The organism is Pseudomonas sp. LARHCG127, from assembly GCF_052871455.1.
On record NZ_JBIXJT010000022.1, the window covers coordinates 59,252 to 77,999 of the forward strand.

The following is an 18,748-nucleotide window of genomic DNA, read 5'->3' on the forward strand; positions in this document are numbered from 1 at the left end:
GATCCAATTAGCTTGCGACGATGTTGACCAGCTTGCCGGGCACGACGATCACTTTGCGAATCGTCAGGCCATCGACGAAGCGCAGCACGTTTTCGTTGGCCCGTGCAGCGGCTTCGACTTCTTCGCGAGTGGCGGCGGCCGGCATTTCGATCTGGCCGCGCAACTTGCCGTTGACCTGGATGACCAGGGTCAGGCTGTCCTGCACCAGCGCGGTTTCGTCCACCAGCGGCCAGCGTGCATCGATCACCGGGTCGGCGTGACCCAGTTGATTCCACAGCTCGTGGCTGATGTGCGGCGTGATCGGCGCCAGCAGCAGCGTCACGGCTTCCAGGCCTTCGTGAATCAGTGCGCGATCCTGCTCGGTGCCTTGGGCGGCTTTTTCCAGCACGTTCATCAGCGTCATCACCTGGGCGATGGCGGTGTTGAACTTGTGGTTCTGGCCGACGTCATGGCTGGCCTGCTTGATGGCCAGGTGGATCGAGCGGCGAACGGCTTTCTGCTCGTCGCTCAGGCCGGCGACGTCCAGTTTGCCCGGCAGGCCCTGGCTGACATGGGCTTGGGCCAGGCGCCAGACGCGCTTGAGGAAACGGTGCGAGCCTTCGACGCCGGAGTCGGACCATTCGGCGCTCATGTCAGGTGGCGAGGCGAACATCATGAACAGGCGGCAGGTGTCCGCGCCGAACTGGTCGATCATCGACTGTGGGTCGACGCCGTTGTTCTTCGACTTGGCCATCTTCTCGGTGCCGCCGATTTCCACCGGCAGGCCGTCGGCGATCAGCTTGGCGCTGATGACCTTGGCCTTGCTGTCGCGTTCGAGTTCGACGTCGCTCGGGTTGAACCAGGTGTAGGCACCGTTGGCTTCGCGACGATAGTAAGTCTCGGCGATCACCATGCCTTGGGTCAGCAGGTTCTTGAACGGCTCGTTGGAGCTCACCAGGCCTTCGTCGCGCATCAGCTTGTGGAAGAAGCGTGCATAGAGCAGGTGGAGAATGGCGTGTTCGATGCCGCCGATGTACTGGTCCACTGGCAGCCAATGGTCCGCCGCGGATTTTTCCACCAAGCCACCTTCATAGTGCGGCGAGGCGTAGCGGGCGTAATACCAGGAGGACTCGACGAAGGTGTCCATGGTGTCGGTTTCACGCTTGGCTGGCGCGCCGCATTTCGGGCAACTGCACTCATAGAATTCAGGCATGCGTGCCAGGGGCGAACCGGCGCCGTCGGGTACGACGTCTTCCGGCAGGACCACAGGCAGTTGGTCTTCCGGCACCGGTACGTCACCGCAGGTGTCGCAATGCACGATCGGGATCGGGCAGCCCCAGTAGCGTTGGCGGCTGATGCCCCAGTCACGCAGGCGGAACTGGGTGCGCGAGGCACCGAGGTTCTTCTTGATCAGGGCGACTTCGATGGCGTCGAACGCACCGGCGAAATCCAGGCCGTTGAACTCGCCGGAGTTGATCAGCTCGCCGTGTTCGCCGTAGGCGTCCTGCCAAGGTGCCGGGGTCTGGTCGCCCGCGCTGGTGCGCACCACCGCCTTGACCGGCAGGTTGTACTTGTGGGCGAATTCGAAATCACGCTCGTCGTGGGCCGGCACGGCCATGACCGCGCCGTCGCCGTAGTGCATCAGCACGTAGTTGGCGACCCACACCGGCAGTTTTTCGCCGGTGAGCGGGTGCTCGACGAACAGCGACGTCGGCAGGCCTTTCTTCTCCTGGGTGGCGACGTCGGCTTCGGCGACGCTGCCGCCCTTGCATTCGGCGATGAACGCCTGCAGCTCAGGGTTGTTGCGGGCGGCCAGGGTCGCCAGCGGATGCTCGGCGGCCACGGCCACATAAGTGGCGCCCATCAGCGTGTCGGGGCGGGTGGTGAAGACTTTCAGGGTGCCGGCTTCGCCGATGGAGGCGACGTCGTACGGGAACTGCACTTCCATGCCCCGGGACTTGCCGATCCAGTTGCGCTGCATGGTCTTGACCTGCTCGGGCCAGCCGGTCAGCTCGTCGAGGCTCTCCAGGAGTTCATCCGCATAGGCGGTGATCTTGAAGTAGTACATCGGGATCTCGCGCTTTTCGATCAGCGCGCCGGAGCGCCAGCCGCGCCCGTCGATCACTTGCTCGTTGGCCAGTACGGTCTGGTCCACCGGGTCCCAGTTCACGGTGCCGTTCTTGCGGTAGATCACGCCTTTTTCGAACAGGCGGGTGAACAGCCATTGTTCCCAGCGGTAGTAGTCGGGCTTGCAGGTGGTCACCTCGCGGGACCAGTCCACCGCCAGGCCCAGGCTGCGCAGCTGGGATTTCATGTAGGCGATGTTTTCGTAGGTCCACTTGGCGGGCGCCACGTTGTTCTTCATCGCGGCGTTTTCCGCCGGCATGCCGAAGGCGTCCCAACCCATGGGTTGCAGGACGTTCTTGCCTTGCATGCGCTGGTAGCGGGAGATCACGTCGCCGATGGTGTAGTTGCGCACGTGCCCCATGTGTAGCTTGCCGCTGGGGTAAGGGAACATCGACAGGCAGTAGTAAGTCTCCTTGCCTGGCTGTTCACTGACTTCAAAGGACTTTTGCTCGTCCCAGAACGACTGGGCGGCGGCTTCGATTTCACGGGGCTGGTAGTGTTCGTGCATGGCTACTTTTGTACTGAATGGGGTGGCCCAATCCTCTTCGTGGCCATGCTGGGCGCAGACGACGCCGAATGCGGCGTTTTCGATGCCCAGCCAAGCTGGAAGTGGAGTTACAGGAAGCGCCGTAGCATACATGACCGCGCTCTACCGAGGGAAACCTTAGATTGCGTGTCGACCATCGACGACCCCAGGCGATGACCCGTGTTCAGGGCCGTTGGTCGCGGCGCCCTGCCGGTTTGCCCAGCGAAGCTAAGCTTCTCAATGGGGAGTGAGTCTTATCTTCAATGAGGTGAGGGATGGTTGAATCACAACGAAAAGTCGCTACACCTGAGTTGTATGAAAAATTGATCGATCGTCTCGGGGTGGCCCTGGACGCTGCAAGAACCGCCGGTCGCTTGCGTGATGAGCGCCCGGCAGAGCTGGAGCTGCGTGGCTTGAGCCCCGCAGAGTTCGAACTGGTCAAGGCCTACCTTGAGCAGGTCGGGCACCAGGCCCCCGCAATCGGGGCCCAGGCAAACAAGCGTCTCGATGCGCCCCGTTCGGCCGAAGTCGTGTGGCTCAAGGACCGGACGCCTGACAAGGATGCTGTAAAGGTCCGGTCACTGCAGTTCAAGTAACGCCGGATTCACGCGTGTCGCTTTTTTTGATTCAAGGTTTTTTCGAATCTGTTGTCGCTTTGCGTCAACCCACCTAGGCTTCGGGCATCTATGGAGATGCCCGATGCCGTTTCGCTATTTCATCAAACAACTTTTATTGCCTCCCGGCATTCTTTTGCTGCTGTTGGCGCTTGCCTGGTGGTGGCGCCATTCACGACCGCGCCTGGCCCGCCTGTGTTTCGTCGTGGGCTTGGGCGGCTTCTGGCTGATGAGCCTGCCGGTGGTGGTGCAGTGGAGCGCCAAGGCCTTGGAGCGTGATCCACCGCTGCTGCGCAGTGACTGGGCGACCCTGGCCCAGCGTGCCGACGCCATCGTGGTGCTGGGCTCCGGTCGCGAGCGCGGTGACCCGGCCTGGGGGGCCGACCAGCCCACCGGTGTGGGGCTTGAGCGCCAGCGTTATGCGGCGCGGCTGGCCAAGGCTTCGGGCTTGCCCGTGCTGACAACCGGGGGCTTGCACTATGGCACCCCGCCCAGCGAGGCCAGGCTGATGGCTGACTCGATGCGCGATGATTTCGGCGTGACCGTGCGCTGGCAGGAAGAGCGCAGCCGCACGACCTGGGAAAACGCCCAGATGAGCGCCGAAATCCTGCTGCCCGCCGGCATCAAGCGAGTCGTGGTGGTCACCCAGGCCTGGCACATGCCGCGGGCGGCCTGGAGTTTCGAACGCTCGGGGTTTGAAGTGGTGCCGGCGCCTGTCGGGTTCCTGGGCCAGGACAACGCCCGGCCACTGGGTGGCTGGATGCCGGAATTCAAGGCGATCTGGCAGTCCGGGCAACTGATGAACGAGGCGGTGGGGCTGGTGGGGTATTGGTTGTTCTACCGCTGAAACACCGCGTGGAGTGAGCTGATCGCTGTTGTGGCGAGGGAGCTTGCTCCCGCTGGGGCGCGAAGCGGCCCCAAAAAAAGGGCCTGCTGCGCAGGCCAGCGGGAGCAAGCTCCCTCGCCACAGGGTTTTCATTCACATGGGGGGAACAAGTTAAACCGTCCTGGCCATCCGGCTCGCCATCAGCGCCCAGCCCAGCAGCAACACACACAAAACGATCAGCGGCCACGAGCGCCATTGCAGGTACGGGGTCAAGCCGTGCATCGGCACTACTTCGCCATACAGGATGCCGCGCTCGAATTGCGGGATCTGTGCGGTGATCTGGCCGAAGGGGTTGATCAGGCCGGTCACGCCGTTGTTGGTGGCGCGGATCATCCAGCGGCCGGCCTCCAGGGCGCGCATCTGGGCCATTTGCAGGTGTTGCAACGGGCCGATCGAGGTGCCGAACCAGGTGTCGTTGCTGATGGTCAGCAGCAGGTCGCTGCGCGCCGACAGGCTGGCGGCAAACTCCGGGTAGACCACTTCATAGCAGATGAACGGTGCGATCTGGTAACCCTTGGCTTGCAGCAACGGCTGGTCGGCCGGGCCCCGGGCGAAGTCCGACATGGGCAGGTCGAAGAAGGCGATCAGGCCGCGCAGGATGTCCTGCAGGGGCACGTATTCGCCGAACGGCACGAGCTTTTGCTTCAAATAAGTACCGTCACCTTCGCCGGTCACGGTGATGCCGTTGTAGTAACGCTTTTCGTGGCGCACCAGTTGCCGAATCGGCACGCCGGTGATCAACGCCGACTGCCGTTCGGCGGCGAAGTTGCCCATCATGTCCAGGTAGCCCTGGGCGGACTCCTTGAGCACCGGCACCGCGGTTTCCGGCCAGATCAGCAGATCGACGCGCTTGGAGGCAAAACTCATGTCGCGGTACAGCGCCAGCTGCGCGTTGAGCTGATCGGGGTCCCACTTCATGCTTTGTTCGATGTTGCCCTGGATCGCCGCGACACTCAGCGGGTTGCCCGAGGGGCTGGTCCAGGCATGGCCCTTGAGCGCCATGCCGGCCACCCATGGGCCGATCAGCAGCAACACGCCCGCGGCAATAAAGCCTTTGCGGGCGCCGCGGATCAACCGGGGCGCGTTGTACAGCAGCGCGGCGGTCAGGGCGAGGGTGAAGGAGATCAGCCACATCCCGCCCAATGGCGCGAGGCCGGCCAGGGGGCCGTCGAGCTGGCTGTAGCCGGAATACAGCCACGGGAACCCGGTGAGAAACCAGCCACGAAACGCTTCCTGGCCCAACCACAGCGCGGCGAATGCCAGGGCATCGGCCAGTGGCGCCTCGTTGCGGCGCAACCAGCGCGCCCACAACCAGGCGGGCAGGGCGAAGAACCAGGCGATGGCGGCGATGAACAGCAGCATCAAGAACCCGGCGAGCAGCACCGAGGCGCCACCGAAGTTGTGGATGCTGACGTAGATCCAACTGGTGCCGGCACCAAACAAACCGAAACCGAAACACCAGCCACGGCCCAAGGCCTGGCGCGGCGAAAGCTCGCGCAGCCCGGCGTAGAACAAACCGACCGCCAGCAATGCCAGCGGCCAGATATCGAACGGCGCCAAGGCCAGGGTGGTGATCGCACCGGCCGCCACGGCCAGCAAGTTACCGGGCCAGCCGGGGCGGGTTGTCCAGCGCATGTGTGTCCTTAGCGGGTCTCGCAGGGGTTATCGGCCAATGGGTGATAGGCGCAGCAAGTGAATCCGACGGCTGTCGGCATTCAGGATGCGGAAGCGCCAGGAGCCGATTTCCGTGGTTTCGTTGCGCTTGGGCAGGTGCCCGAAAGCACTCATCACCAAGCCGCCGACGGTGTCGAACTCATCGTCGGAGAACTGGCTGTCGAAGAATTCGTTGAAGTTCTCGATCGGGGTCAGGGCCTTGATCAGGAAGTCGCCGCTGGGCAGTGGCTTGATGTAGCTGTCTTCCTCGACGTCGTGCTCGTCCTCGATGTCGCCGACGATCTGCTCGAGCACGTCCTCGATGGTGACCAGGCCGGCCACGCCGCCGTATTCGTCGATGACGATGGCCATGTGGTTGTGGTTGGCGCGGAATTCACGCAGCAGCACGTTCAGGCGCTTGGACTCGGGCACGAAGGTGGCCGGGCGCAGCAGGTCCTTGATGTTGAAGCTGTCGCCGTTCTCCTGGAGGATCAGCGGCAGCAGGTCCTTGGCCAGCAGCACGCCCATGACATCGTCATGGCTCTCGCCGACGACCGGGTAGCGCGAGTGAGCGGAGTCGACCACGGCGGGCAGGAATTCACGCGGGGTCTGGGTCGCCTTGATGCTGACCATCTGCGAGCGCGGGACCATGATGTCCCGCACTTGCAGGTCAGCGACCTGGATGGCGCCTTCGACGATGGCCAGCGCTTCGCTGTCCAGCAGTTTGTTCTGGTGTGCATCGCGCAGCAGCTCCAGCAGCTCCTGGCGGTTTTTCGGCTCATGGGCAAAAGCCTGGGTGAGCTTGCCCAGCCATGACTTCTGCCCGTTGGTCGATCGATCTTCGCTCATAGCGATTACTCTGAATCCTTTGTCGTTACAGGTTGATGTATCAGTGTTCGTCGCCGGCGTAGGGGTCGGGATGACCCAGCTCTGCAAGCAACGTTCGTTCCAGCGCTTCCATTTCTTCGGCTTCGTCATCTTCTATATGGTCGTAACCCAATAGATGCAAGCAGCCGTGAATCACCAGATGGGCCCAGTGGGCCTCGGATGTCTTGTCTTGTTCCGCCGCTTCACGCTCCACCACCGGGACGCAGATCACCAGATCGCCCAGCAGCGGGATGTCGAGCAGTTCGTCGGGAACATCGGCGGGGAACGACAGCACATTGGTGGCGTAGTCTTTCTGCCGCCAGGTGTGGTTCAGTTCACGGCCTTCGGCTTCGTCCACCAGGCGGATCGTCAACTCGGAATCGGCGCTGCGCTGGCGCAGGGCCAGTTCGCACCATTGGCGGAACTGGGCTTCGCTGGGGGCGGCGTGTTCACAGGCCACTTGCAGGTCGAGTTCAAGCATTGCGGCCATTGCCTTTGCTTTCGGCCAACTCTTCCTCGGCGCGATGCTCGAAACGCTCGTAGGCTTCGACAATGCGCTGCACCAACGGGTGGCGCACGACGTCCTTGGGCATGAAATGCGTGAAGCTGATGCCCGGCACGTCCTTGAGCACCTGGATCACATGGTTCAGGCCGGACTTGGTGCCCCGGGGCAGGTCGACCTGGGTGATGTCCCCGGTGATGACGGCGGTGGAGCCGAAGCCGATCCGGGTCAGGAACATTTTCATCTGCTCGACCGTGGTGTTCTGGCTTTCGTCGAGGATGATGAAGCTGTTGTTCAGGGTCCGGCCGCGCATGTAGGCCAGCGGCGCAACCTCGATGACTTGGCGCTCGATCAGCTTGGCGACGTATTCGAAGCCGAGCATTTCGTACAGCGCGTCATAGAGCGGGCGCAGGTATGGGTCGATCTTCTGGGCCAGGTCGCCGGGCAGGAAGCCGAGTTTTTCACCCGCTTCGACCGCCGGTCGCACCAGCAGGATACGCCGCACCTGTTCGCGTTCCAGCGCATCGACGGCGCAGGCCACGGCCAGGTAGGTCTTGCCGGTACCGGCCGGGCCGATGCCGAAGTTGATGTCGTTGCCGAGGATTTCCTTCACGTAGCGCTGCTGATTCAAGCCGCGCGGGCGAATCATGCCTTTTTTCGTGCGCAGGGCCACGGCAGGTTCCGACGGGGCGGGGTTGTCGAGTTCTTCGACAGCCGACTCCTGGAGGAACAGGTGGACCGTATCCGGCGACAGCTCGCTCCCCTTGGTTTCCCGGTAGAGACGGCGCAGCAGGTTTTCCGCGGAGGTGGTGTGCTTGGGTTCGCCGATCAGTTCGAACTGGTTTCCGCGGTTGCGGATCTCGATGGCCAGGCGCTGTTCGATCAAGCGCAGATGCTCGTCGAATTGCCCGCACAGATTGGCGAAGCGGCGAGCCTCGAAGGGCTCGAGAATAAAGCGATGTGGTTCGATGGGTGCGTTCAAGGTCGTTTTTAGCCGCCCAGGGGCAATTAAGGTGAAATCAAGGATAACGCCAGTAGGCTGGGTGCGAAAGCTCTTAAACAGGCGAATCTGATGACAGGGTTTGGCACGGCCACTGTGGGAGCGAGCTTGCTCGCGATGGGGGCCTCACATTCAACCTGGGTATTGACTGTGATACCGCTATCGCGAGCAAGCTCGCTCCCACAGGGGAATAAGTGCTCACTGAATGAGCGAACCCCGCAGCGAGTGCGGTTGCGCGGCGTCGATGTGCACGTCGGCGAACTGGCCGATCAGGGCCGGGGTGTCGCAGCGGAAGTTGACGATGCGGTTGTTTTCGGTGCGTCCTTGCAGCTCGCCCGGGTCTTTTTTCGAATAATCGGTCACCAGAATCCGCTGGACGGAACCGACCATTTGTCGGCTGATCTCGAAACCTTGCTGGTTGAGGCGATGTTGCAAGGCGTTGAGCCGTTCTTTTTTCAGTTCTTCCGGGGTTTCGTCCGCCAGGTCGGCCGCCGGGGTGCCAGGGCGTTGGCTGTAGACGAAGGAATAGGAAAAGTCGAAGCCCACGTCTTCGATCAGCTTCATGGTTTGCTGGAAATCTTTCTCGGTTTCGCCGGGGAAGCCGACGATAAAGTCCGAGCTGATGCAGATACCGGGCACTGCGGCGCGCAACTTGCGCAGTTTGGATTTGTACTCCAGCGCCGTGTGGTTGCGCTTCATGGCCGCGAGGATCCGGTCAGAGCCCGATTGCACCGGCAGGTGCAGGTGCTTGACCAGTTCGGGAACCTCGGCGTGGGCCTGGATCAGGCTGTCGGAGAACTCCAGCGGGTGGGAGGTGGTGTAGCGGATGCGGTCGATGCCGTCCACTGCCGCCACGACGCGGATCAGTTCGGCGAGGTCCGCCAGGCGCCCGTCATGGGTCAGGCCGCGATAGCCGTTGACGTTCTGCCCCAGCAGGGTCACTTCGCGCACGCCGTTTTCCGCCAGGTGGATGATCTCGGCGATCACGTCGTCGAACGGCCGGCTGACTTCTTCGCCGCGGGTATAAGGCACCACGCAGAACGTGCAGTACTTGCTGCAGCCTTCCATCACCGACACGTAGGCACTGGGGCCGTCGATGCGCGGTTCGGGCAGGTGGTCGAATTTTTCGATTTCCGGGAACGAGACGTCCACTTGCGGCAGTTTGGTGCTGCGGGCGGCGTCGATCATCTCCGGCAGGCGGTGCAGGGTCTGCGGGCCGAAGACCACGTCCACGTAGGGCGCGCGATCACGAATGGCGGCGCCTTCCTGGCTGGCCACGCAACCGCCCACGGCGATGACCATCTCCGGGTTGGCCAGCTTCAGTTCACGCCAGCGGCCGAGCTGGGAATACACCCGGTCCTGGGCGCGTTCGCGGATCGAGCAGGTGTTGAGCAGGATCACGTCCGCGTCTTCGGCGCGAGCGGTGACTTCCAGGGCCTGGTGTTCGCCCAGCAGATCGACCATGCGCGAGCTGTCGTACTCGTTCATCTGGCAACCGTGGGTTTCGATGTAAAGCTTCTTGGCCATGGACGGGGTCATCACGTGATTCAAAGAACCGCGCATTATAGAGAACAAGTCCCTGGGTTCCCACCGCTGTGCGAACAGTGGCTATGCTATAGTTCGCGCCCTCATTTTTACCCGCCGATGTGTTTCGCCAGCCATGACCAAACGTGAAGCTCCAATCTACAAGGTGATTTTCCTCAACCAGGGCCAGGTGTTCGAAATGTACGCCAAGCAGATCTATCAAAGTGATCTGTGGGGCTTCCTGGAAGTGGAAGAGTTCGTCTTTGGCGAGCGCACGCAAGTGGTCGTCGACCCGAGCGAGGAAAAGCTCAAGGCGCAGTTCGAAGGCGTGGTGCGCAGTTTCGTGCCGATGCACTCGATCGTGCGCATCGACGAAGTCGAACGCCTGGGCACCCCGAAAATCAGCGAAGCCCGCGGCGCGGTCGGCAATGTGATGCCGTTTCCGATGCCGATGCCTGAGAAGTAAGCCTGTCGATAGGTTGAGCGCAGTCCTTTGTGGGGGGGGGGGGGGGGGGCCGGGGGGGGGGGGGGGGGGCCCCCGCTGGCCCGGTCCGCCGCCGCGGGCGCCGCGCCCCCATGATCGTGCGGCCGCTGCCCACCCGCGCGGGAGCAAGCCCCCGCGCCACAAAAGCTCCCAGCCACAGGCCTGTGGTGGATTCAGGGCAACGGCGAAAAAGGCGTACGCCCATCGGCGTTCTGCAATTCCATCAGGTATTTGCGAAAGATCTGGCCCAGCACCTGGGTCGCCACTTCCAATTCATCGCGAGGCATCTGCTCGGCGACTTCGTCGGCGGTGTCCAGGGCTTCTTCGGCGCCGTTGACCGCGGCCATCTTCAGCACGATGTAGGCCTGGACGTTGTTGGCCGGCACGCCTTCGCCATGGAAGAACATGCCGCCGAGCTTGAATTGCGCCTGGGCATGGCCTTGCAGCGAGGCTTTTTCGAAGTAGTTGAGGGCTTGCTTGAGGTCGCGGGGTGCCGACTTGCCTTCGTAGTAGAACTCGCCCAACTCGTATTGCGCTTGTGCATCACCCGCGTCCGCCGCTTTTTGACAGGCGTCGAGTGCCGGTGCGAGATCTTGTGGCTGGGTGTTGAGCGTGCAACGGCCCAGCGCCGGGATCAACAACGAGTTGCCGCCTGCCTGTGCATTCGCCAGCAGCGGCTGAAGGAGCAACAGGCAGCCCAAGGCAAGGGTGCGGCCGGTGCGGTTCATGGGAATCGACTTACCTCTGAGGGGCGCGCGGACCCTCCGGGGGATCCAATAAGCGCGCATTATGAAATAAGCGGGGCCATCCTTACAAAGTCTTTACTCGTTTTTCTGCTGCGAGGGAATGCTAATAGCAGCTTCGGGCATAAATACGTAGGAAAAGGGCGGGGGGTTGTCAGCAATCACTGACGCCGGCGTCAGCCAGCGTCAGTTATCCACAGGCTTACTTCAGTGCCGCGAAGGCCCGTTCGGCCGCGTCGAGGGTAATCTTCAGCTCGGCCTCGCCATGGGCGATGGAGGTGAAGCCGGCTTCGAACGCACTCGGGGCCAGGTACACGCCGCCGTCGAGCATCAGGTGGAAGAAACGCTTGAACCGATCGGCATCGCTGGCCATGACGTCTTCGAAAGTGACGATGTCATCGGCGCCGCTGAAATACAGGCCGAACATGCCGCCGGCCTGGGTGGTCACGAAGGGGATGCCGGCCGCATCGGCGCGGATCTGCAAGCCGTCGAGCAGGCGGGTGGTGTAGTCGGTCAGTTCGGCGTGGAAGCCCGGGCGGCTGATCAGGCGTAGCGTGGTCAGGCCGGCGGCCATGGCCAACGGGTTGCCTGACAGCGTACCCGCCTGGTAGACCGGGCCCAGCGGCGCGATGCATTCCATGATCTTGCGCTTGCCGCCGAAGCAGCCCACCGGCATGCCGCCGCCGATGATCTTGCCAAAGGTGCTCAGGTCCGGCGTGACGCCGTAGTGGGCCTGGGCGCCGCCGAGGGCCACGCGAAAGCCAGTCATCACTTCGTCGAAGATCAACACCACGCCATGCTGGTCGCACAGGCTGCGCAGGCCTTCGAGGAAGCCCGGCGCCGGTGGTACGCAGTTCATGTTGCCGGCCACCGGCTCGACGATGATGCACGCCACTTCCTGGCCGACTTCGCCGAGCATCTTCTCGACTTCTTCGAGGTCGTTGAACGGCAGGGTCAGGGTGTGCTTGGCGAAGGCTGCGGGTACGCCGGCCGAACTCGGCACACCTTGGGTCAGCGCGCCGGAGCCGGCCTTGACCAGCAGGCTGTCGGAGTGGCCGTGGTAGCAACCTTCGAACTTGATGATGCTGTCGCGACCGGTGTAGCCCCGCGCCAGGCGGATTGCGCTCATGGTCGCCTCGGTGCCGGAGCTGACCATGCGCACCATTTCCATCGACGGCACGATCGAACAGACCAGGTCGGCCATCTCGGTTTCCATCGCGGTCGGGGCGCCGTAGGACAGGCCGTGGACCAATTGCTTGCGCACCGCATCCAGCACGTCCGGATGGCTGTGGCCAAGGATCATCGGGCCCCAGGAGCCGACGTAGTCGACATAGCGCTTGTCGTCTTCGTCAGTGACGTACGCGCCTTCGGCGTGCTTGAAGAACAACGGGGTGCCGCCGACGCTCTTGAACGCACGAACAGGCGAGTTCACGCCGCCGGGGATGTGTTTCTGGGCGTTGGCAAACAGGGTTTCGGAACGGGACATGGTTGGGCTCTCGAAAACGAAAAATGGACTATTTGATCTGCAGCAGTGCGTTGAAGGCGCGGGCACGGCGCGTCACTTCAGTGGTGCTGTCGGCGCCGAACAGGCCATGGACCACCGCCAGCAGGTCGACCCCGTGGGCCACCAGCGGGGCGGCGTTCTCCAGGGTGATGCCGCCAATGGCGCAGACCGGGGTATGCAGTTTGATGTGCGCCTGTTCGAGCAGTTCAAGGTTTGCGCTGGGGGCGCCGGGTTTGGTGTTGGAATTGAAGAAGCGCCCGAACGCGACATAGGTGGCGCCTTCGCTGGCGGCCTGTTCGGCCAATGCCAGGCTGGCGTGGCAGGTGGCGCCGACGATTGCCTTGTGCCCGAGCAGTGCCCGTACTGGTGCCAACGGGCCGTCGGTCTGGCCCAGGTGCACGCCGACGCCCAGGCGTGCGGCCAGTTCGGCGTCGTCGTTGATGATCAACTGGGTCTTGTAGCGTTCGCACAGGTTGCGCAGGGCTTCGGCTTCCCGCAGGCGGCGGGCCTCGTCGCTGCTTTTGTCGCGGTATTGCAGCAGGGTCACGCCACCTTCCAGCGCCGCTTCTACATAAGCGAGGAACTTGCCGGCCAGCAATTGGCTATCGGTGATGGCGTAAAGGCCACGTAATTTCATTCAACAGGCCTCCGGTGCTACGAGCAGAAATCCAGCGGCAGGCGACGCGGGACGAACTGGCCTTTGCCCAGTTGTTCGGCATCGCGCAAGGTGCGCCAGGTGTAGTCCAGCGCTGTCTTGACGGCGCTGGCGAGCTGTTCGCCCTGGGCCAGCCGACCGGCGAGGGCGCTGGCCAGGGTGCAGCCGGAACCGTGGTAGCTGCCAGGCAAGCGCTGGCAGGTAAAGGTTTCGCGGCGGCCATCGCGGCTGTACAGGCGATTATGGACTTCATGTTCGTCGCCGTGGCCACCGGTGATCAACAGGTGTTTGACGAAGGGCAGCAGTTTTTCCGCGCACTCGTCGGCGCTGCCTTCGGGCAGTTCGGCGAGGATGCGTGCTTCAGGCAGGTTGGGGGTGGCGATGATCGCCAGGGGCAACAGGCGTTCGCGCATGGCGTAGCCGACCTCATCCTTGCCCAGGCGCCCACCACCGCCGGCGCGCAGCACCGGGTCGCAGACCATCGGCAGATGCGGGTGCGCCTGGAGCAGTTCGACCACCGTGTCGACCATTTCCAGTGAGCCGAGCATTCCCAGCTTGACTGCTGCTACTTGGGCATCGTTGAGCACGGCATTGGCTTGCGCCAGCACCCACTCACGGTCGAGCACACGGAAATCGCTGACGTTGACGGTGTCTTGCACGGTCAATGCGGTAACGGCCGGGGCGGCGTGACAACCCTGGGCGAGCAGGGCTTCGATATCTGCCTGCAAGCCGGCGCCACCACTGGGATCATGGCCGGAGAGACAGAGGACAACGGGGCGAGAGCTGTAGATATTCATGGTGCGCGAGCTTACCACCAAACCTGTTTTATCGGTGCTCGGACGCTGAGGGTTTTGTACTGGGTTGCTTGCGACTGAATGCTTTTGTGGCGAGGGAGCTTGCTCCCGCTGGAGTTCGCAGCGCTCCCAAAAACCGAGGCCGCTTCGCAGCCCAGCGGGAGCAAGCACCCAAGCCACAAAGAAACGGAACTTATCGACCTGACCAATGCAACAGCTCTATCTCAATGCTTTGCTCTGAAACGCCCGTTCTAGAGCCCTCTGTCGGAAAAATTTCAATGGTGCAAATTGGCCATCAGCGGCTATGCTAGAGATGGATCCAACACATAACAGGTAATGCCGGTTTTACGTCTACTCAGGGAATGGGGGGCTTCCTGACTCAACCGGACAGGCCACGCTGGGGCTTAAATGCGCTATTTGCTGATGTTGCTGCTGTGCTTGCCCTCGCTGGCAAGTGCCCTCGAATTCGATGAATTCACCCAAAGCCTGCCCTTGGGCCATGCCCTGCAAGTGTTCGAAGACGCGGCCGGCACGGCCACTATTGACGAGGTCCTGGCCCAATCCGCGGCGGGTGCTTTCAAACCCCACGATAAAACCACGCTGAACGCCGGTTACTCACGGTCAGCCTTCTGGCTGAAAATCGACCTGCACTATCGCCCCGCCAATCCGGACGCCCAGCGCACCTGGCTGCTGGAGCTGGCGTACCCGCCGCTGGACCACCTCGATTTGTACCTGCCTGACGCGGCGGGAGCCTATCGCCTGGTTCGCCAGACCGGTGACGCGTTGCCATTCGCCAATCGCGAAATCCGCCAGAACAATTACTTGTTCAGCCTGGCGTTCAAGCCCGAGCAGCGGCAGACCGTCTACCTGCGCCTGCAAAGCCAGGGTTCGATCCAGGCGCCGTTGACGCTGTGGTCGAGCACCGCGTACCTCGAGCAACAGCCGGTGCGCCTGTATGTGCTGGGCATCATCTATGGCGTGCTGCTGGGGATGCTGGTGTACAACCTGTTCATCTACCTGAGCGTGCGCGATACCAGCTACCTCTATTACATCTTCTATATCGCCTCGTTCGGCCTGTACCAGTTGTCGGTCAACGGCGCCGCCGTCGAATACTTCTGGCCGGACAACCCCTGGTGGGCCAACGCCGCGACACCGTTCTTCATCGGTTGCGCGGGGCTGTTCGGCAGCCAGTTCGCCCGCAGCTTCCTGCAAACCGCCCAGCATGGCCGCTGGATGGATCGCTTGCTGTTCGCATTGATCGCCTACAGCGCCGTGGTGGTCGGCCTGTCGCTGATGACCAGCTACGCCCTGGCGCTGCGCCTGGCCACGGCGTTGGCGCTGGTGTTCACGGTGGCGATCTTCGCCGCCGGGCTGTTCGCCTGGTGGCGTGGCCTGCGGGTGGCGCGTTATTTCATCATTGCCTGGTCGGCGTTTTTGCTGGGAGGCATCATCAATACCTTGATGGTGTTGGGTTACCTGCCGAACGTCTTCCTGACCATGTACGCCAGCCAGATCGGCTCGGCCATCGAAGTGGCGCTGTTGTCCCTGGCCCTGGCCGATCGCATCAATGCCATGCGTGAACAGCAGGCCCAGACCCTGTTGGACGCCGGGCAGAAGCTCGAAGTGCTCAACCAGCAACTGGCCCACGGCAACAAGCTCAAGGATGAATTCCTCGCCACCTTGACCCACGAACTGCGCACGCCGATGAACGGTGTGATCGGCTCCCTGGAGTTGATGGAAACCGTCGAGATGGACGAGGAACTGACCCAGTATCAACAGACCGCCGCCGGTTCGGCGCGGGACATGATGCGCATGGTCAACGGCATGCTCACCCTCACCGAGTTGCAGGCCGGCAAGCTCAAGGTCTATCCGGCGCCGTTCAGCCTGCGCGGGGTGGTCGATGCGCTGCAGTTGCAGTTCGGCGCCAATGCCGCGGCCAAGGGCCTGGATTTCAAGGTCGACGTAGCTCCGGGCCTGGCGGACCGCTTGCTCGGCGACAGCGGCAAACTGGCCCAAAGCCTGGAATGCCTGTTGGACAACGCCATCAAGTTCACCCGGGTGGGCGGCCTGGCCCTGCGCGTCAGCGGCCGGCCGACGGAGTTTGGTCGGGTGGTGTTGTCCTTTGCCGTCATCGACACCGGAATCGGTTTTACCGACCTGGGGGAAGCGACCTTGTACCAGCGCTTCTTCCAGCTCGACGGCTCGATGACCCGGGAGTACGGCGGTCTCGGCGTGGGCCTGGCGATCTGTCGGCAATTGGTGGAACTGCTGGGCGGACGCCTGACCCACACGTCCGAGCCCGGTCGCGGCAGCCGTTTCCAGTTGGACGTGGAGTTTGATGTCGCCTTGCCGGCGGCGGTCCCGACGCCGTTTTCCTTCGGGAGCCGCCAGGGCTCGCGCCAGCCCCAGGATTGCACGGTGCTGCTGGCGGACGACAACAACATCGATCAGTTGGTCATGCGCGGCATGTTGCTCAAGCTGGGTTATCGGGTGCGCACCGCCGACAGCGGCCGCGCCGCGCTGGAGCTGCTGCACGGCGAGCGCTTTGATGCGGTACTGCTCGATTGCCAATTGCCGCCGTTGGACGGTGTGTCGGTTTGCTGCCAGATCCGCGCGTTATCCGGCTGTGAAGAGCTGCCGGTGCTGGTGGTCAGCCCGAACCTGGGCCAGGCGTGCTGCCCGTCGGGCGCGTTGATCGATTACCTGAGCAAACCGGTGAAATTCGAGGCATTGCAGGCGACGCTCCAGCGCCGGGTACTGTGCCCAAGGCAGGGCGAAAGCGCCGATATTTAGGCGTATATGACACTTTGTTCGGCCTGGAGGCGGTGCTTAACTGAATCCCTGCCGATCGAGGAGCCCTGTCATGAACCTGCATCAGTTCGCTGAAACCCACGACGTCACCAATCAGCCGCCGTCCCTGGATGGCGCCAACCTGTACCGCATCGACCTGCCGCTGCAACAGTGGTCGCAGCGCTTTGGCGCCGGCTGGGCGCAGGCGCGGATCGATGCCTATGGGGCGCTGGCCGGTGGGCCGTTGATGGAAGCAGGCTTCCTCGCCAACCAGAACAAGCCGGTGTTCTCCAGCCATGACCGTTATGGCCATCGCATCGACCTGGTGGAATTCCATCCCGCTTATCACCAGTTGATGCGCACCGCCATTGAACATGGCCTGCCCAGTTTGCCCTGGGCCCAGCCACAGCCCGGTGCGCATGTCGCCCGTGCCTCGATGACCTATCTGCACAGCCAGGCCGAAGCCGGCACCGGTTGCCCGCTGACCATGACGTTTGCCAGCGTGCCGGCGCTGCGCTTGCAGCCGGACCTGGCCGAGCGTTGGATGCCGAAGGTGCTGGCCACCGAGTACGACCCGCGCAACGTCGGCATGGCCCACAAGGCCGGGGTGACCCTGGGCATGGCGATGACCGAAAAACAGGGCGGCACCGATGTGCGCGCCAACACCACCAAGGCCTATCCGGTGGGCGCCAGCGGCCCGGGCCAGGCCTATGAGCTGGTGGGCCACAAATGGTTCTGTTCGGCGCCGATGTGCGACGCCTTCCTCACCTTGGCCCAGACCGACAAGGGCCTGACCTGTTTCCTGCTGCCGCGCCATCGCCCCGACGACACGCGCAATCAGTTCTACATCCAGCGCTTGAAGAACAAGCTGGGCAACTGTTCCAACGCCTCCAGCGAAGTCGAGTTCCGTGGCGCCCTGGCCTGGATGGTCGGTGAGGAGGGCCGAGGTGTGCCGACAATCATCGAGATGGTCGCCATGACCCGCTTCGATTGCATGGTCGGTTCCAGTGCCCTGATGCGCCAGGCGCTGACCCAGGCCAGTCATCACTGCGCGCACCGCAAGGTCGGTGGCAAGCTGTTGAGCGAACAGCCGCTGATGCAAAACGTCCTGGCGGACCTGGCGCTGGAAAGCGAGTCTGCCCTGGCCTTGAGCCTGCGCATGGGTCGGGCGCTGGACCACTTGAGCGACGAGCACGAGGCCAAATTCGCCCGGCTGGTGACGGCGGTGGGCAAGTACTGGATCTGCAAGCGCGCCCCCGCGATGATCAACGAAGCCGCCGAATGCATGGGCGGCGCCGGCTACGTCGAAGACAGCATCCTGCCGCGCCTGTACCGGGAGGCACCGGTCAACTCGACGTGGGAGGGTTCCGGTAATGTGCAGTGCCTCGATGTGTTGCGCGCCTTGTCCAAGGAACCCGGTGTATTGGAGGTCTTGTTCAATGAGTTGGGCGATGGCCACGGCGACAAGCGCCTGGCCCGCCATATCGACCAATTGCACGCCGCGTTCAAGGACACCGTCGACATCCAGTACCGCGCCCGACAATTGACCGAAGACATCGCCGTGGGCCTGCAAGCCAAGCTGTTGCTCGAAGCGGGCAATAGCGAGGTCAGCGATGCGTTCATCGCCAGCCGCCTGGGGTCGACCGGCCGGGTGTACGGTGCCTTGCCGAGGGGCTTGAATGTCGAGGCCATCGTCGCCCGCTCGACCCCGCACGACTTTTAAGAAGACTCAGGTCGGCACAGGCCCCTGTGGGAGCGAGCCTGCTCGCGAAAGCGTCGGCCCATTCAGCATCTGTAGTGGCTGATACACCGCTATCGCGAGCAGGCTCGCTCCCACAGTGGACCTGAGTCGTACACAGCATCGGAGTACGCCACCGAACCTTGTGGGAGCGGGCTTGCTCGCGAAAGCGTCGGCCCATTCAGCATCTGTAGTGACTGATACACCGCAATCGCGAGCAAGCTCGCTCCCACAGTGTGGACTGCACCCCAAAAGTTGGACACCAACCTGACTTTTGGTGGTGTTTTCCATGGGCAAATTTTCTCTTCAGTTCAAAATTACGGCCATTGAGGCTTATATCAATGGCAATGAAGGCTTTCGAA

The 18,748-nt window shown here is 62.8% G+C and carries 15 protein-coding genes; 5 read left to right on the forward strand and 10 right to left on the reverse strand.

Annotated features, from left to right (window positions below; all coding sequences use genetic code 11):
• Window positions 1-7 precede the first annotated feature (7 nt).
• A complete protein-coding gene (gene leuS / locus ACIPQ1_RS26715; RefSeq protein WP_411385711.1) occupies window positions 8-2,614 on the reverse strand; it encodes a leucine--tRNA ligase in 2,607 nt (868 codons plus the stop codon).
• Between the two features lie 293 nt (window positions 2,615-2,907).
• Here leuS and ACIPQ1_RS26720 point away from each other — a divergent pair, with 293 nt between their 5' ends.
• Both ACIPQ1_RS26720 and ACIPQ1_RS26725 read left to right on the forward strand, forming a co-directional pair.
• Complete coding sequence (locus tag ACIPQ1_RS26720) at window positions 2,908-3,228, forward strand: hypothetical protein (protein ID WP_446535064.1); 321 nt, start codon at window positions 2,908-2,910, stop codon at window positions 3,226-3,228.
• Window positions 3,229-3,331: 103 nt separating this feature from the next.
• Window positions 3,332-4,093, forward strand: coding sequence for a YdcF family protein (locus tag ACIPQ1_RS26725; protein ID WP_250965943.1), 762 nt, complete (start codon window positions 3,332-3,334; stop codon window positions 4,091-4,093).
• 150 nt (window positions 4,094-4,243) lie between these two features.
• Here ACIPQ1_RS26725 and lnt read toward each other — a convergent pair whose 3' ends face one another.
• The 5 genes from lnt to miaB form a co-directional block, all read right to left on the reverse strand.
• Window positions 4,244-5,767, reverse strand: coding sequence for an apolipoprotein N-acyltransferase (gene lnt, locus ACIPQ1_RS26730; protein ID WP_446535065.1), 1,524 nt, complete (start codon window positions 5,765-5,767; stop codon window positions 4,244-4,246).
• 27 nt (window positions 5,768-5,794) lie between these two features.
• Window positions 5,795-6,634: an HlyC/CorC family transporter gene (locus ACIPQ1_RS26735; RefSeq protein ID WP_186706560.1), complete on the reverse strand. Its 840-nt coding sequence runs from the start codon at window positions 6,632-6,634 to the stop codon at window positions 5,795-5,797.
• 40 nt (window positions 6,635-6,674) lie between these two features.
• Window positions 6,675-7,133, reverse strand: coding sequence for an rRNA maturation RNase YbeY (gene ybeY / locus ACIPQ1_RS26740; RefSeq protein WP_186730301.1), 459 nt, complete (start codon window positions 7,131-7,133; stop codon window positions 6,675-6,677).
• On the reverse strand, window positions 7,126-8,136 hold the full coding sequence (locus ACIPQ1_RS26745) for a PhoH family protein (RefSeq protein ID WP_186706558.1): 1,011 nt from the start codon (window positions 8,134-8,136) through the stop codon (window positions 7,126-7,128). Before ACIPQ1_RS26745 ends, ybeY begins: the two co-directional genes overlap by 8 nt.
• Before the next feature lie 216 nt (window positions 8,137-8,352).
• Entirely contained in the window at window positions 8,353-9,681 is a 1,329-nt protein-coding gene (gene miaB, locus ACIPQ1_RS26750) for a tRNA (N6-isopentenyl adenosine(37)-C2)-methylthiotransferase MiaB (protein WP_186706557.1), read from the reverse strand.
• A gap of 133 nt (window positions 9,682-9,814) precedes the next feature.
• Between miaB and ACIPQ1_RS26755 the strand changes: the two genes are divergently transcribed.
• Window positions 9,815-10,144, forward strand: a complete 330-nt coding sequence (locus tag ACIPQ1_RS26755) for a DUF1820 family protein (protein WP_003185742.1) — start codon at window positions 9,815-9,817, stop codon at window positions 10,142-10,144.
• Window positions 10,145-10,335: 191 nt separating this feature from the next.
• On the opposite strand, the gene ACIPQ1_RS26760 is transcribed toward ACIPQ1_RS26755, so the two are convergent.
• From ACIPQ1_RS26760 to ACIPQ1_RS26775, 4 genes are all read right to left on the reverse strand, one after another.
• A complete protein-coding gene (locus ACIPQ1_RS26760; protein ID WP_411385709.1) occupies window positions 10,336-10,890 on the reverse strand; it encodes a tetratricopeptide repeat protein in 555 nt (184 codons plus the stop codon).
• Window positions 10,891-11,107: 217 nt separating this feature from the next.
• A complete protein-coding gene (hemL, locus tag ACIPQ1_RS26765; RefSeq protein WP_446535066.1) occupies window positions 11,108-12,391 on the reverse strand; it encodes a glutamate-1-semialdehyde 2,1-aminomutase in 1,284 nt (427 codons plus the stop codon).
• 28 nt (window positions 12,392-12,419) lie between these two features.
• A complete protein-coding gene (gene thiE / locus ACIPQ1_RS26770) occupies window positions 12,420-13,046 on the reverse strand; it encodes a thiamine phosphate synthase (protein ID WP_250963307.1) in 627 nt (208 codons plus the stop codon).
• Between the two features lie 17 nt (window positions 13,047-13,063).
• Window positions 13,064-13,861: a hydroxymethylpyrimidine/phosphomethylpyrimidine kinase gene (locus ACIPQ1_RS26775; RefSeq protein ID WP_024616125.1), complete on the reverse strand. Its 798-nt coding sequence runs from the start codon at window positions 13,859-13,861 to the stop codon at window positions 13,064-13,066.
• 405 nt (window positions 13,862-14,266) lie between these two features.
• Between ACIPQ1_RS26775 and ACIPQ1_RS26780 the strand changes: the two genes are divergently transcribed.
• Window positions 14,267-16,651, forward strand: coding sequence for a hybrid sensor histidine kinase/response regulator (locus ACIPQ1_RS26780; RefSeq protein ID WP_411385707.1), 2,385 nt, complete (start codon window positions 14,267-14,269; stop codon window positions 16,649-16,651).
• Window positions 16,652-16,721: 70 nt separating this feature from the next.
• Complete coding sequence (locus ACIPQ1_RS26785; protein WP_250963305.1) at window positions 16,722-18,371, forward strand: acyl-CoA dehydrogenase family protein; 1,650 nt, start codon at window positions 16,722-16,724, stop codon at window positions 18,369-18,371.
• The last annotated feature ends 377 nt before the right edge of the window (window positions 18,372-18,748 follow it).